The organism is Stenotrophomonas sp. YIM B13575 (assembly GCF_042787595.1).
GTDB lineage: Bacteria > Pseudomonadota > Gammaproteobacteria > Xanthomonadales > Xanthomonadaceae > Stenotrophomonas > Stenotrophomonas lactitubi_B.
In genome coordinates this window covers 1-12,879 of sequence record NZ_JBHZOP010000008.1, presented here as the reverse complement: position 1 = coordinate 12,879, position 12,879 = coordinate 1, and the positions used below count along the sequence as shown (strand labels likewise).

Genomic DNA, 12,879 nt, shown 5'->3' with positions numbered 1-12,879 from the left:
ACCTGCCGTCAATCACGCTTCCTTAGCAGGGCAACGGACAGGCTGGCCAGCGTCGCTGCAACGGCGGCGGTCCACAGGGATGTGGCAAACCCCTGGCTGTAGATCGCCCGTGCGAGATCGATCGAGGCTCCCTTGGTCAGTGCACCCGTGGCAATGCTGTCAGCCAGGCGCATGACGTCGTCGGCGGGAACGCGTGCTGACAGTCCGGCGCGGATGCCGACGGTCAAGGCGCTGGAGAGCACCGTGAAGCCGAGCAGGATGCCGACGAAGCGCGTCGTGGCGCTGATGCCCGAGGCCATGCCTGCGCGGTCACGAGGTGCCGAGCCGATGATGGCCTTGGAGGTTTCGCCGTTGAGGATGCCACCGCCTGCGCCGATGATGACCATCGCCAGCAGCGCCACCGTCGGCATGTGGTGCCACGCGCCGATACCGGCCAGCGCGTTGCCAGCGGCAGTGACCGACAGGCCGGTGGCCAGCACCATCTCGCTCGAGAACCGTCGGCCCAGGCGCCTGCCAACGCTGGGGAACAGCAGCATCGCCGCAGCGAACGGCAGCATGCCTGCACCCGTGGCCAGGGCACTCAGGCCGACGCCGTTCTGCAGGTACTGCGGCAGCATCGAGGCCATCACCTGCGCGCTGACCGCGTAGCCGATCATGGCGATGAGTGCACCGACGAAACGCGGGCTGGCAAGCAGCCGCAGGTCGACCATCGGATGCCGACGCTTGAGTTCGATGCAGGCAAACAGCGCACCCATTGCGACGCCCAGGCCCAGGCCGGCCAGCGCCACCCCCGATGTCCATCCCTGCGCGAGTCCTTCCACGAGGAAGAACACGATGCCGAAGATCGCCATGCTGAAGGTGATGATGCCGGGCGGATCGAGCGGTCGTACCACCGTGTCGGCGGAGTCGGGAACCCAGCGGATCGCGCCGTAGGCCAGGAAGGCGAGGAAGGGCAGGATCGCGATGAATACCGATCGCCATCCCCACAGCGAGGACAACAGCCCGCCGATCAGTGGCGAGAGCACCATCATCATGCCCATTGCCGTGCCCCAGAAGGCCCAGGCATCGTCGCGTTGCTTGCCCTCGTGGAACTCGTGGCCGATCACCGACAGTGACGGCGCCAGCAGGAAGGCCGCGCCCACGCCCTGGAACGCGCGGGCCACATACAGGGCGCTGGCCGTAGGTGCCAACGCACAGGTCAGCGATGAGATGGCGAACAGTGCGATGCCGATCAGCAGCACGCGCCTGCGACCATGGCGATCGGCAATGGCACCGGCGGGGAGCAGCAGCGAGGTGAAGGACAGGATGTAGCAGCTGATCACCCATTCGATGTCGGCGAAGTCAGCCTGCAGGTCCCGCGCGATGGTCGGCAACGCAACGGCCACGGCGTTGGTTTCCAGCACCGTCATCGTGCAGCCGAGCGAGGCGATGATCAGGATCCAGTTGGGCGGCCTGCGGCGGGGAGGGGAGAGGGGCACCAGGTACTCGGGTGGAAGAAGAATCCCCATTCAAGCAGCTTCGATCGTTTGTTTCATTGCCCGTGTTCTTGAAGTACGTTAGGTCAAACCTAACGACCGGGCGCGCATGGACCGTCGACATCTGCAGTACTACGTCGCACTGGCCGAGGAGCTGCATTTCGGACGCGCCGCGCTGCGCCTGGGCATCGCTACGCCGACGCTGAGCGTGCAGATCCAGGAGATCGAGCGTCGCCTGGGTACGCCCTTGTTCGATCGCAGCCGACGCGAGGTCACACTGACCTCGGCCGGCGCGATCTTCCTGGCCGAAGCGCGCAACGTGCTCCGCCAGTTCGAGCAGGCAGAGGCCGTGGGCCGCCGCGCCGGTCGCGGCGAGATCGGCAGGATCGAGATCGGCTATGTGGGTTCGGCGGTCCATGCGGGCGCGCTGCAGGAGCAGTTGCAGCGGTTCCGCAGCGCCTCGCCCGATGTGGTTGTGCAGGTCGGCGAATGGCCGATGGCCGACCTGCCGGACCTGCTGCTGGACGGTCGCATCGATGTGGTGTTCTGCAGGCTTCCTATGGAAATTCCCGATGCGCTCGGTTCGCACATCCTGATCGAAGACCAGTTCTGCGTAGCGTTGCCGGCATCGCACGCGCTGGCCCGCGCGGCGTCGCCGGTGCAGCCGGCGCTGCTGGCAAAGGAGGCATTCATCATGCCGGAGCAGCCGGCAGGCACGCTGGAAGTCGCCCGCCGTGGCGGATTCGTGCCGGACATCCGCTCCCGTCCCGGCCATCTTGCCGCCGTACTCGCGCAGGTCTCGGTGGGCGATGGGGCGGTGGCGATCGTACCGTCGGTACTGCAGCGCACGCTGCTGCTGCCGGGCGTGGTCTATCTGCCGATCGCGGGGCCGGTCATCGCCTCGACCATCGCTGCGCTGTACCGCGAACAGGAAACCTCGCCGGTGGTCCGCCGGCTCATCGAGCAGGTGCGGTGCACGCCCTCCAGACGCATCGACATGCTGCTCTTGCCCTGACGCCGTGCCGGACGCCGTTGCCGGTTACCCCTAATTGCCTTGCTACACTGGCCGTATTCGATCTTCCACCGGATCATCAGATGAACAACGGGAACGGTCCGCAGACAGTCCGCTGAGCCGCAACAACGGTACGCACGTTGTTGCGGTGGTCTTTTCCTGCGGATTCCACGCAATGGGTTGATCACCGCCGGATTTCCTCCTGAGCGGATGTTTCCCCATGTCTGATCGAAAGGCCCTTCGCTGGGCCCATTCCCTGCCGGCCGCCATCGCGTTGATGGCTCCCTTCGACCTCCTGGCCTCGCTGGCCATGGATATCTACCTGCCTGTTGTATCGGCCATGCCGGATGCACTCGGCACATCGCCTGCCATCATCCAGTTGACGCTGAGTCTGTACATGCTCGTACTCGGGCTGGGTCAGCTGATCTTCGGCCCGCTGTCGGACCGGATCGGGCGACGGCCTGTGCTGCTGATGGGCGCGTTGCTGTTCACGCTGGCGTCGTTCGCGCTCGCCGCGTGTAGTGGTGGTGGGGCGTTCCTTGCGTGGCGCGGCGTGCAAGCGGTTGGGGCGTCGGCCGCACTGGTGGCTACCTTCTCCACGGTGCGCGACGTGTATGCCGATACGGCCGAGGGTGCCACGCTCTATGGTCTGTTCGCCTCGATGCTGGCATTCGTGCCGGCACTCGGCCCTATTCTAGGCGCGTTGATCGCCTACGCGCTGGGCTGGCGGGCCATCTTCATCGCGCTGGGTGTGTTGGGGTTGCTGGCGGGTGCGCGTGCATGCCGGGGCTGGCAGGAAACGCGGCCACCACAGCACGGCCACGCATCGCCAGCCTTCGCACGCATCCTCGGCAATGCCGGGTTCTGGGTCCACGCACTTGGATTCAGTGCAGCGATGGGCACGTTCTTCGTGTTCTTCTCGATCGCCCCGCGTGTGCTGATGGGGCGCGCAGGCTATTCGCCGATGGGCTTCAGCCTGGCCTTCGCGACCGTTGCGCTGGTGATGATCGTTACCTCGCGCTTTGCCGCGTGGTTCATCGGGCGATGGGGCATGGGTGGCAGCTTCCTGCGTGGGTTGATGGTGATGATCGGCGGCGTGCTGGTCATGGCGATGGCGGCGATGCTGCCGCCGTCATCTGCCAGTGTCGTGCTGCCGATGTGGCTGGTCGCCATCGGCATCGTGATGGTCGTTGCGGTTGCGGCCAACGGTGCCTTGCGCGATTTTTCCGATGCTTCCGGCACGGCGGTGGCGCTGTACTACGCCGTGCAGAGCCTGATCGTGGCCACGCTTGGCACGCTCGCGACGCTGCTGCTGCCGGGCGACACGGTCTGGCCGCTGGTGGCCTATGGACTGCTGCTGCCGGCGCTGAGCCTGGTTGGCTTGGCGATGCTGCGACGGTCGTGGAGTGAGCAGCCAGCATCAGAGAGGGATGGATGAGCGTGATACTGTCCCGCCTCGGGCAATCGAGCGCGCTGTGTTGATCGACTCTGCCTCCCTGCTTCTCTTCCCATTGCCAGGTCGCGCCATGACACCATCCTTCCGCAAGCCCCAGATCGCGATCCTTGGTAGTGCCGACCCCGGCTCACCGGCATTCGACCTTGCTGCACAGGCGGGGAGATTCCTCGCCGAAAGTGGGATCACCCTGGTCAGCGGCTGCGGCAGCCCGGCCACGCGGGTGGCAGCCGAGCATGCAGTCGCAGCTGGCGGCACGGTGCTGAGTGTGATTCCGGAAGGCAGCATGCCCGCAGCGGACTGGCCGGCAACGGTGGTGGTGCCCTGCGGCATGGGCGATGCCCGCAACCTGATCATGGCCTTGGCCGGCGATGCCTGCATCGTCATCGGCGGGCGCGCAGGTACGATTTCCGAGGTATGTCTGGCCTGGCTGCACAAGCGGCCGTTGCTGCCGCTGGTGGGCGCGGGTGGCTGGTCGGATGGTCTTCCCGGCAACCCTCCCGATGAGCGCGGGAACTCGCCGATACTGCCGTGGCACGACATCGCGGAGCTGCGCGCGCAGCTGCGCCATCTACAGCTGCTGGCAAGCTGAACTGGTGCTTTCACTTCCTCTCCCGCACACGCGGGTAGGGTGATGCGGCCTGGAGTCACCAGGCCTATCAGGGAGTGATATCGATGCGAGTCATCAGGAAAGTGATCGCTGCTGCAGTGTTTGCACTTGCGTGTACCGGTTCGGTGGCAGTGGCCGGTCCGGTGCAGCCGTGCGACTTCCCGTGCTGGAAGGCGTACCAGGCCTGCGTTTCCGGCGGCGGTGATGCCATGGAGTGCCAGTTCGAATACGATCGCTGTGTCATGGACAGGTGCGGCGCCGTCTGAGGCCTGCATACCGTTCGCATTGGGGGGCCCGATCCAAGGCCCCCTTTCCACCCGGCCGCAGGCACGTGGTCCGCGGTCGTGATCGTCTGGAGCGGCCACATGGCTGTAAAACGCGTCGTCGCCAACATCGCCAGTGCCGATCCTGCGCAGGCGGCTGCGTTCTACGGCGACATTCTCGGCATGGACATCGTCATGGACCACGGCTGGATCGTCACCTACGGGGGGCAGGGCACTGCACTGGCACAGCTCAGCATTGCCAGCGAAGGTGGATCGGGTACGCCGGTGCCGGATCTTTCGATCGAAGTGGACGACCTGGAGGGCGTGCTTGAACGCCTGCGACGCGCGAACATCGCTCTTGAATATGGCCCGGCCGAAGAGCCATGGGGCGTGCGTCGCTTCTACGTGCGCGACCCGTTCGGGCGCCTGTTGAACATCCTCGCCCACCGCTGACTTGAAGACTGCGGCTGATCCGCCCTTCGACGCGGGCAGTGATCGCTCAACCCTGTTGGCTGCCGTCAGGGTTGCCGGGCATGTCCTGCTGTTGCTGTTGCTGTTGCTGTTGCTGACGGGTGGCGGCATGCCGGGCATGGCCACCTTCACGCCCGATCGCGGCCATGTGCTGGCGATCCTGGCTGATGGCTTCACCACCCTTGCGGCCGGCCACGCGGGCCTCATCCGGGCTGAACTGGTGTGCATTGCCGGATGCGTGGGCGGCGCGCCCCCCTTTCGACGCGATCGCGCGCTGCTTGTCCTCGTCCATCGAGGCAAAACCACGGTTGCTGCTGCCAGTGCGTGAGTTGGCCATTGCCGGTCTCCGGGTGCGAAATGGGATGCCGCCGTCAGCGACGGCTTCATGCTCCACATCGCGGGCTAACGGCAGGTGGACGTTGGCGGCATCGGACTCACATGCCCTGCGCATGCGTTTGACAACCGGTTACCGCGCGGGAAGCGCCGAGATCAGCAGGCGGTCACCGCGGCAGACATCGGTGCTGCTGTACAGGATGCGGCGCCCATCGTTGAAAGTGATGCGCAGATCGACGCGGCAGCCGGTCCCGCGTAGTGCCACGGTCGCCTGGCCTCCACCTCCTGCGATGGGCCCGGCCAATGCCAAGGCATGGAATGCGTCGGTTTCGCTCACCGCGACTTCCACCGACGTGGCAGGTGCATGGGCACGGTTGATCAGGGTCAGGTAGTGCAGCGGCGCCGCAGTCGCGCTGGCGACAATGCAGAACAGGCTGGTAGCGAGCAGGGTGCGGGACTTGTACATGCGGGATCTCCATTGGGGACATCGCCATCTGGCGGTGGAGGCTACGCGCCCGCAATCGATCCGGGACGAATCGTCGCGACAGCGGGACCAATCGCAATCGGCCCTCGCCGCGATTCATTGCCGGCCACGCTGTGCCTAAGATGGCGCTGGCCCGCTCCGGGCACCGGGACGCATGCGATGAAGATCCGCCTTGGCCATACCCAGATCGACGTGCTGCGTTACCTGCTGCTGTGGCTGGCGGTTGCGTTCGCTTTCACCCTGCAGAAGGTGTTGAGCCACAGCCTGCAGGGCCAGTCGTTTCCATTTGAGGTCTACCTGCGCTGGTCGATGATCCAGTGGTTCACCTGGGCGGCGCTGGCGCCGCTGGTGTTCGCCCTGGGCGAACGCTATCCGCTGCGGCCGGAGCGAAGGCTGGCCGGTCTGGGGGTGCAGCTGCTGGCCAGCGTGGGGGTCACCGGGCTGGCGATGGTGGTGGGGGCCCTGGTGTCCACCTGGTTCGAGCCCAGCAGTTTTGGCGAGCAGCTGTGGTATTTCATTGCCCAGCATTTCGCGCTGGGCCTGCTGACCTACTGGGCACTTTTCGCGATCCAGCAGGCGCTGCATTTCCAGCAGGAAAAGGTGCGCCGCGAGATAGAGGCAAGCAGGCTGGCGACCGAGCTGGCGCAGTCGCGGTTGCTGGCGTTGAAGTCGCAGCTGCAGCCGCATTTCCTGTTCAATACGCTGCACGCAATCGTCACCCTGCTGGATGAAGACAAGGCCAGTGCCGAAGACATGCTGCTGCGTCTGAGCGAGCTGCTCCGCGCTTTTCTGGAAGACTAGGACGGCCAGGAAATCAGCCTGCGCCAGGAACTGGAGTTGATCGAGCTGTACCTCGGCATCCAGCGCACGCGCTTCAAGGATCGCCTGCACAGCCGCATCTATGTTGCACCGGAACTGCTGGATGGCGCGGTTCCAAGCCTGATCCTGCAGCCGCTGGTGGAAAACGCGCTGCGCCATGGCATCGGCCGCAACCTCGGCGAGGACACCATCGAGATCGAGGGCCGCCGCGACGGTGACATGCTGTGCATCGAGGTGCGCAACCAGAACAGCACGCTGCAGCAGCCCGGGGCGCCCGGTGGTCATGGCATCGGCCTGTCCAATACGCGGCTGCGCCTGCGCGAGCTGTACGGCGATGCGGCCGAGGTGCGCCTGGACCTGCTCTGGCCGCACGGTGTGGCCTGCAGGGTGCGGTTGCCACTGCGGATGCTGGACGATGCCGATGACGCTCCCGAGTTTGTCGTGCACGGTAGTGCCGCATGAGCCTGAGCGTGCTGGTGGTGGACGACGAGCCGATCGCCCGGCGCGCGGTGACGCGCCTGCTGCACGGTGATGCGGACATCGACCATGTAGCCGAGTGCGGTGACGGAGTGTCTGCCGTGGCAGCCATCCGCGCGCAGTCGCCGGACCTGGTGTTCCTGGATGTGCAGATGCCTGGCATCACCGGTCTGGACGTGCTGGCCACCATCGGCGCCGCGCGGATGCCGGCCACGGTATTCGTCACCGCCTACGAGCAGTATGCGGTACGCGCATTCGAGGCCAATGCACTGGATTACCTCGTCAAGCCCTTCAGTCGCGAGCGTTTCGCGGCCACCTTGCTGCGCGCGAAGTGCCGGCTGGCCCAGGCCGCCAATGCCGCCGACAACACGCGCCTGCTGCAGGCGCTGGATGTACTGCGCAGGCGCGAGGATCATCTGCAGCGTATTGCCGTACGTGATGGCGAGGCGATGCTGCTGCTGGCGGTGCAGGACATCCTCTGGATCCGCGCCAATCGCAATACGGTGCAACTGCATCTGGCCGATCGCGTGCACGAGCTTCGCGAAACCATGAACAGCCTGGCTGAACGGCTGGATCCCAGGCATTTCGCCCGGGTGCATCGCTCGGCCATCGTCAACATCGCGCGGGTCAGGACGATCCACCCCTGGTTCAATGGCCATCACGTACTCACCCTGGAGAACGGCCAGCAGCTGCGCATGAGCCGCTACCAGAACGACGCCTTCCTGCGGCTGGTGTCGGCCCGCTCGGAGGCGTGAGTGCCTGCTGCCGGGCCAAGCGCCGCCGACCCGACGGCGATGGCATGCAGAATGTCATCGGTTCCTATCGCCGATGCCATCGGGCTTGCCTAGAATCGAGGCATCCCGGTAGGTCCCGGGCGCTGTCGAGTGAATGGATTCAATGAAGATTCTGTTGACCGGAAGTTCCGGGCGGATAGGGCGCGCGATCTTCGGTGCGCTGGCGGGTGCCAATGAGGTGGTGGGGCTGGACCGCAGTCCCTTCGCCACCACGCGCGTGATTGCCGATGTCACCGATCGCCGGGCGCTGGAACGCGCCGTGCAGGGGGTCGACGCCGTGATCCATACCGCGGCGCTGCACGCGCCGCACGTGGGCCTGGTGCCTGACACGGTGTTCCAGCAGATCAACGTGGAGGCGACCGCGAACCTGCTGCAGCTGGCGCGCGAGGCCGGCGTGCAGCGCTTCGTGCTGACCAGCACCACGGCGTTGTACGGCCATGCCGTGGTGTCGGGCGGCTGCCGTTGGATCGACGAGGACACCGAGCCGCTGCCACGCACGATCTACCACCGCACCAAACTGCAGGCCGAGGCCGCTGCCGAAGCGGCGGCAAGTGCAACGTTCACCGTGCGCGTGCTGCGGATGGCACGCTGCTTCCCCGAGCCGCCTGACCGCATGGCGATGTTCCGCCTGCACCGCGGTATCGACGCGCGCGACGTGGCCAGCGCCCATGCCGCGCTGCTTCACGATGAAGGCGCGCCCTTCCAGCGTTACCTCGCCTGTGCGCCGACGCCCTTCCGGCGCGAGGACTGCCTGCAGCTGGCCGCCGATCCGCGCCAGGTGCTGGCGCGCCGCGCACCGCAGCTGCTGGCCGAGTTTGAGCGCCGTGGCTGGCCGCTGCCGCTCAGCATCGACCGGGTCTACGACAGCAGCCGGATGCGTGCAGCGCTGGGCTGGCAGCCGCGGTTCGGTCCAGAGGACGTTCTGCAGCAGTACGCCGCGGGCAGCATCGAGGTCCTGCCCCGTGCGGAGTGGATCCGCGACCGCGTCGCCGAATAGAGCCGCCGGACAGAACAGGCGAGCAGCACAGGCCTGCGTCGACGGCCGCAGCTGAGCAGGTTCAGGTTTGTCCGCGCGGTGGGCCTCAACCTCGCCCGGCCATGGCCGCTAACCCGGTGCGCGCCTTCCCGCGCCGGGTTCCGATCCGGCGGGGCAGGCGGCCCGCGCGATGGATCGCGCATCTGCGCGGTGCCCTGGTGGCACCGGTCGACCTGAACTGCCTGCGGATCCTTCCATGCCTCCTTCCCGTTCCGTCGCTGCCCGTCGCCCCGGCAGCATCGCCCACAAGCTGATGCTGGGCACCGCGGTGATCGCGTTGCTGTGCTTCGGCGCGACCGCGTTCCTGATCTATCACCAGGCCAGTTCGGCGCTGGTGTCGTCCTCGCGGCAGACCATGGCCAGCGAAGCCCGTGCCGAGGCGCGCCAGGTGGCTGCCGACCTGGGCACGGCCTTCGCCAGCAACGATGCGATGGTGGAAACCGTGCTGGCCCAGCGTGCGCGCGGTGATGTGCCCGATCGCGCCAGCCTGGCCAGTGTCATCGGCGAGCAGCTGCACGCGCACCCGGAATGGCTGGGCAAGAGCACCATGTGGGAGGCCAATGCCTTCGACGGCAAGGACGCCGAGTTCGTCAACAGCGAGGCGCACGACGCCACCGGCCGCTACATGAGCTACTGGGCCTGGCAGGACGGCAAGCCGCAGCAGTCGACGATGACCGACTACACCGAGACGCCCAGCGGCTCGGGCAACTGGTACATGGTGCCCAGCCGCGACAAGCTGCCGCTGGTCAGTGAACCGTATGCCTACGACATCGGCGGCAAGCAGGTGCTGATGAGCACGCTCAGCACGCCGATCGTCGAGAACGGTACCTTCCTCGGTGTCTTCACCGTCGACTTCTCGCTGGACGCGCTGCAGAAGCACCTGGCCACGCTGACGCCGATGGGTGCCGGCCGTGTCGAGCTGCTGTCGCCGAAGGGCGTGGTGCTGGCCTCGGCCGATGCTGCCGAGATCGGCAAGCCGCGCACCGATGCCGCCACCCTCGGTATGCTGGCGCAGATCGCCGCCGACAAGACGTACGAAGCGTTCGAGCCCGACGCTGCCGGCAACGTCCGCCTGTACGTACCGCTGCAGGTGGGTGACGCGCCGCAGCGTTTCGCGCTGGGCGTGGTGGTGCCGCACGCGGTGATCATCGCGCAGGCCCGTGAGCTGCTGTGGATCATCCTGCTGGTGGGTGTGGTGGCCGCGCTGGTGCTCAGCGGCGGTGTCTACCTGCTGCTGCAGCGGCTGGCCGTGCGCCCGCTGGCGCAGGCGGTACGCATCGCCGGCGACGTGGCCGCGGGCAAGCTGGATACCGCCATGCCGGTGCTGGGCAACGACGAAGTGGGCCGCTTGCTGGACGCGATGCAGGGCATGCGTGGCCAGCTGCAGGCGGTGATGGCCGCACAGGCGGAGATGGCGCGTCGCCATGATGCCGGTGAAATCAGCTACCGCATGGATGCCTCGGTGTTCCCGGGCGAGTACGGCCGCATGGTGGCCGACAGCAACCAGCTGGTGGCCGACAGCAACGCGGTCACCCAGCGCCTGGTCGAGGTGATGCAGCGCTACGCGGTGGGCGACCTGAGCGTGGACATGGAGGCACTGCCGGGCGAAAAGGCGGTATTCACTGCGGCCATGGCAACCACCAAGAGCAACCTGGCGGCGATCAACGAGCAGATCCAGCAGTTGGCCGCCGCCGCAGCAGCGGGCGATTTCGCGGTGCGCGGCGATGCGCAGCGCTTCGAGCATGATTTCCGCCGCATGGTGGAAACCCTGAACACCATGATGCAGGTCAGTGACCACAACCTGGCCGCACTGTCGACGCTGCTGCGCGCCATCGCCGCCGGTGACCTCAGTACGCGGATGGAGGGTGACTTCCACGGGGTGTTCGCGGTGATGCGCGATGATGCCAACAGCACCGTGCAGCAGTTGACCCAGATCGTCGGCCAGATCCAGCAGTCCGCTTCCAGCATCCGCCTGGCCGCAGGCGAGATCGCGTCGGGCAACAGCGACCTGTCACGCCGCACCGAACAGCAGGCGGCCAACCTGGAAGAAACCGCCGCGTCCATGGAGGAGCTCACCTCCACCGTGCGCCAGAACGCCGATCACGCCCTGCAGGCCAACAAGCTGGCGGCCTCGGCCGCAGGCGTTGCCAGCGAAGGCGGGCAGGTGGTCAGCCAGGTGGTGCAGACCATGGAGCAGATCGAGACTTCTTCGCAGCGCATCGCCGAGATCATCTCGGTGATCGATGGCATCGCATTCCAGACCAACATCCTGGCCTTGAACGCAGCGGTGGAAGCGGCGCGCGCGGGCGAACAGGGCCGTGGCTTTGCGGTGGTCGCCAGTGAGGTGCGCGCGCTGGCACAGCGCTCGGCAGGCGCAGCCAAGGAGATCAAGGAGCTGATCGACGCCTCGGTCGGCCATGTCGGCGCCGGTGCGCAGCTGGTGCATGGCGCCGGCCGCACGATGCAGGAGATCGTCGGCCAGGTCGGCCGGGTCAACGAGATCATGGCCGAGATCTCGGCCGCCTCGCGCGAACAGTCGGCCGGTATCGAACAGGTCAACCAGACCGTGGTGCAGATGGACGAGACCACCCAGCAGAATGCTGCGCTGGTGGAAGAAGCCACGGCGGCGGCGCGGGCGATGGAAGAACAGGCCGAGCAGCTGGCGGTGGCGGTGTCACGCTTCCGCCTGCAGGCCGACAACCGCCCGACGGCCACGTTGCGCGCTGCCTGACCGGGGCCGTGAACGACGACGCCCGGCCGAGGCCGGGCGTCGATGTGCTGCTGCGCTGTCGAGCGCTGCGGCTTAGAACATGCCTTCGAAGGGGTTCCAGCTGGTGTTGCCCTTCACCTGTTCCAGGTAGTAGCTGTAGTTGGTGCTCGACGCCACCAGGAAGTTCATCGCGATGAACAGTGCACGGGCCACGATGTCCGGCAGCACCAGGCTGACCGCGATCAGCACGATGTTGATGCCGATCACCACCAGCGCCTTGCGCCACATGCCCAGGATGAACAGATAGATCGCGCCGAAGAAGAAGGCGAAGAAGTTGAGGTTGATCTTCAGGCGGTCGCCGAAGGACAGCGCCTTCCACGCCTGCTTGAAGCCGGGCTCCTTGGGGGCGCCGTGCTGCTGGAAGAAGTTGAAGCGGAACTGCCACTTCGGGCTGAAGCGGCTGAGGTCAACGGTATTCATGTGAGTAGGGACTTCCCTGTTAGGAAAACGTTTTCATGATAAGTGAGTCACATTCAGCAAACCAGCTTGGAGCGTCAAAATTGTGACGTTCCTACGGCGAAGGGCTTGCGTCCCGGTGCCGCACCGTCACCCATCCGCCTTGTTTTTAGGATAGGGTGCGCAGTTCCGCTGCCACCCCGGTGTTTCATGGGTAGCAGCGGTATGTCCATGGAGGTTGCATGACCACACCCGCTACACCGGAAAACGCACCCGGACCGGTGCTCCTGCCGACACCCGAAGTGGTGCAGGCACAACAACTGCTCGCCCGCCAGCAACTGGCGGTGGCGATGGACCGTGCACGCATCGCGGCCAGCCGCGATGCGGCGCCGGCGGTGCTGGAAAACGACTGAGCCTGGGAAACCAGCCGCGATCGCGCTGGCCTGTTGCCAGCGCGATCACAGTGCGCATCAGAAGCGCGCGGTC

Annotated in this window: 15 protein-coding genes; 11 read left to right on the top strand and 4 right to left on the bottom strand. The window is 66.3% G+C overall.

Translation table 11 applies throughout. The features are described from left to right. Positions 1–8: 8 nt before the first annotated feature. On the bottom strand, positions 9–1,478 hold the full coding sequence (locus ACFX4F_RS01220; RefSeq protein ID WP_243380186.1) for an MFS transporter: 1,470 nt from the start codon (positions 1,476–1,478) through the stop codon (positions 9–11). A gap of 106 nt (positions 1,479–1,584) precedes the next feature. On the opposite strand from ACFX4F_RS01220, the gene ACFX4F_RS01215 reads away from it, so the two are divergent. The 5 genes from ACFX4F_RS01215 (at position 1,585) to ACFX4F_RS01195 (ending at position 5,266) form a co-directional block, all read left to right on the top strand. Continuing rightward, the gene (locus ACFX4F_RS01215) at positions 1,585–2,490 is read left to right on the top strand and encodes a LysR substrate-binding domain-containing protein (RefSeq protein WP_099820552.1); all 906 of its coding nucleotides are present in this window, start codon (positions 1,585–1,587) and stop codon (positions 2,488–2,490) included. A gap of 217 nt (positions 2,491–2,707) precedes the next feature. Further along, on the top strand, positions 2,708–3,925 hold the full coding sequence (gene cml, locus ACFX4F_RS01210) for a CmlA/FloR family chloramphenicol efflux MFS transporter (RefSeq protein ID WP_099820553.1): 1,218 nt from the start codon (positions 2,708–2,710) through the stop codon (positions 3,923–3,925). After that, a complete protein-coding gene (locus tag ACFX4F_RS01205) occupies positions 3,918–4,532 on the top strand; it encodes a Rossmann fold nucleotide-binding protein (RefSeq protein WP_243380189.1) in 615 nt (204 codons plus the stop codon). Before cml ends, ACFX4F_RS01205 begins: the two co-directional genes overlap by 8 nt. 83 nt (positions 4,533–4,615) lie before the next feature. After that, on the top strand, positions 4,616–4,816 hold the full coding sequence (locus ACFX4F_RS01200) for a hypothetical protein (RefSeq protein ID WP_099820555.1): 201 nt from the start codon (positions 4,616–4,618) through the stop codon (positions 4,814–4,816). Positions 4,817–4,915: 99 nt separating this feature from the next. Beyond that, positions 4,916–5,266: a VOC family protein gene (locus ACFX4F_RS01195; protein WP_099820556.1), complete on the top strand. Its 351-nt coding sequence runs from the start codon at positions 4,916–4,918 to the stop codon at positions 5,264–5,266. A gap of 46 nt (positions 5,267–5,312) precedes the next feature. Here ACFX4F_RS01195 and ACFX4F_RS01190 read toward each other — a convergent pair whose 3' ends face one another. Next, positions 5,313–5,621, bottom strand: coding sequence for a KGG domain-containing protein (locus tag ACFX4F_RS01190; RefSeq protein ID WP_099820557.1), 309 nt, complete (start codon positions 5,619–5,621; stop codon positions 5,313–5,315). A 129-nt stretch (positions 5,622–5,750) separates the two neighbouring features. Then, a complete protein-coding gene (locus tag ACFX4F_RS01185) occupies positions 5,751–6,083 on the bottom strand; it encodes a hypothetical protein (RefSeq protein ID WP_099820558.1) in 333 nt (110 codons plus the stop codon). Between the two features lie 177 nt (positions 6,084–6,260). On the opposite strand from ACFX4F_RS01185, the gene ACFX4F_RS01180 reads away from it, so the two are divergent. From ACFX4F_RS01180 to ACFX4F_RS01160, 5 genes are all read left to right on the top strand, one after another. Next, complete coding sequence (locus ACFX4F_RS01180) at positions 6,261–6,902, top strand: histidine kinase (protein WP_380651426.1); 642 nt, start codon at positions 6,261–6,263, stop codon at positions 6,900–6,902. A 36-nt stretch (positions 6,903–6,938) separates the two neighbouring features. Beyond that, entirely contained in the window at positions 6,939–7,382 is a 444-nt protein-coding gene (locus ACFX4F_RS01175; RefSeq protein ID WP_380651423.1) for a sensor histidine kinase, read from the top strand. Next, entirely contained in the window at positions 7,379–8,152 is a 774-nt protein-coding gene (locus ACFX4F_RS01170) for a LytTR family DNA-binding domain-containing protein (RefSeq protein WP_099820560.1), read from the top strand. The genes ACFX4F_RS01175 and ACFX4F_RS01170 overlap by 4 nt, the downstream gene beginning before the upstream one ends. A gap of 142 nt (positions 8,153–8,294) precedes the next feature. After that, positions 8,295–9,188, top strand: a complete 894-nt coding sequence (locus tag ACFX4F_RS01165) for an NAD-dependent epimerase/dehydratase family protein (RefSeq protein WP_380651419.1) — start codon at positions 8,295–8,297, stop codon at positions 9,186–9,188. A gap of 235 nt (positions 9,189–9,423) precedes the next feature. After that, positions 9,424–11,958 carry a methyl-accepting chemotaxis protein gene (locus ACFX4F_RS01160; RefSeq protein ID WP_099820562.1) on the top strand — a complete coding sequence of 845 codons (2,535 nt, stop codon included), beginning with the start codon at positions 9,424–9,426 and terminating at the stop codon, positions 11,956–11,958. A 72-nt stretch (positions 11,959–12,030) separates the two neighbouring features. On the opposite strand, the gene ACFX4F_RS01155 is transcribed toward ACFX4F_RS01160, so the two are convergent. Then, positions 12,031–12,417: a DUF2628 domain-containing protein gene (locus tag ACFX4F_RS01155; RefSeq protein ID WP_099820563.1), complete on the bottom strand. Its 387-nt coding sequence runs from the start codon at positions 12,415–12,417 to the stop codon at positions 12,031–12,033. A 218-nt stretch (positions 12,418–12,635) separates the two neighbouring features. Here ACFX4F_RS01155 and ACFX4F_RS01150 point away from each other — a divergent pair, with 218 nt between their 5' ends. Then, positions 12,636–12,806 (top strand): hypothetical protein, encoded by a 171-nt coding sequence (locus ACFX4F_RS01150; protein WP_162887695.1) that lies wholly within the window; start codon positions 12,636–12,638, stop codon positions 12,804–12,806. The last annotated feature ends 73 nt before the right edge of the window (positions 12,807–12,879 follow it).

Bases quoted from the DNA above. Each gene is read 5' to 3' on its own strand.
- ACFX4F_RS01205 (WP_243380189.1), top strand. From the start codon at position 3,918: ATGGATGAGCGTGATACTGTCCCGCCTCGGGCAATCGAGCGCGCTGTG.
- ACFX4F_RS01200 (WP_099820555.1), top strand. From the start codon at position 4,616: ATGCGAGTCATCAGGAAAGTGATCGCTGCTGCAGTGTTTGCACTTGCG.
- ACFX4F_RS01180 (WP_380651426.1), top strand. From the start codon at position 6,261: ATGAAGATCCGCCTTGGCCATACCCAGATCGACGTGCTGCGTTACCTG.
- ACFX4F_RS01160 (WP_099820562.1), top strand. From the start codon at position 9,424: ATGCCTCCTTCCCGTTCCGTCGCTGCCCGTCGCCCCGGCAGCATCGCC.
- ACFX4F_RS01190 (WP_099820557.1), bottom strand. From the start codon at position 5,621: ATGGCCAACTCACGCACTGGCAGCAGCAACCGTGGTTTTGCCTCGATG.
- ACFX4F_RS01215 (WP_099820552.1), top strand. From the start codon at position 1,585: ATGGACCGTCGACATCTGCAGTACTACGTCGCACTGGCCGAGGAGCTG.
- ACFX4F_RS01165 (WP_380651419.1), top strand. From the start codon at position 8,295: ATGAAGATTCTGTTGACCGGAAGTTCCGGGCGGATAGGGCGCGCGATC.
- ACFX4F_RS01150 (WP_162887695.1), top strand. From the start codon at position 12,636: ATGACCACACCCGCTACACCGGAAAACGCACCCGGACCGGTGCTCCTG.
- ACFX4F_RS01195 (WP_099820556.1), top strand. From the start codon at position 4,916: ATGGCTGTAAAACGCGTCGTCGCCAACATCGCCAGTGCCGATCCTGCG.
- cml (WP_099820553.1), top strand. From the start codon at position 2,708: ATGTCTGATCGAAAGGCCCTTCGCTGGGCCCATTCCCTGCCGGCCGCC.
- ACFX4F_RS01155 (WP_099820563.1), bottom strand. From the start codon at position 12,417: ATGAATACCGTTGACCTCAGCCGCTTCAGCCCGAAGTGGCAGTTCCGC.
- ACFX4F_RS01170 (WP_099820560.1), top strand. From the start codon at position 7,379: ATGAGCCTGAGCGTGCTGGTGGTGGACGACGAGCCGATCGCCCGGCGC.
- ACFX4F_RS01185 (WP_099820558.1), bottom strand. From the start codon at position 6,083: ATGTACAAGTCCCGCACCCTGCTCGCTACCAGCCTGTTCTGCATTGTC.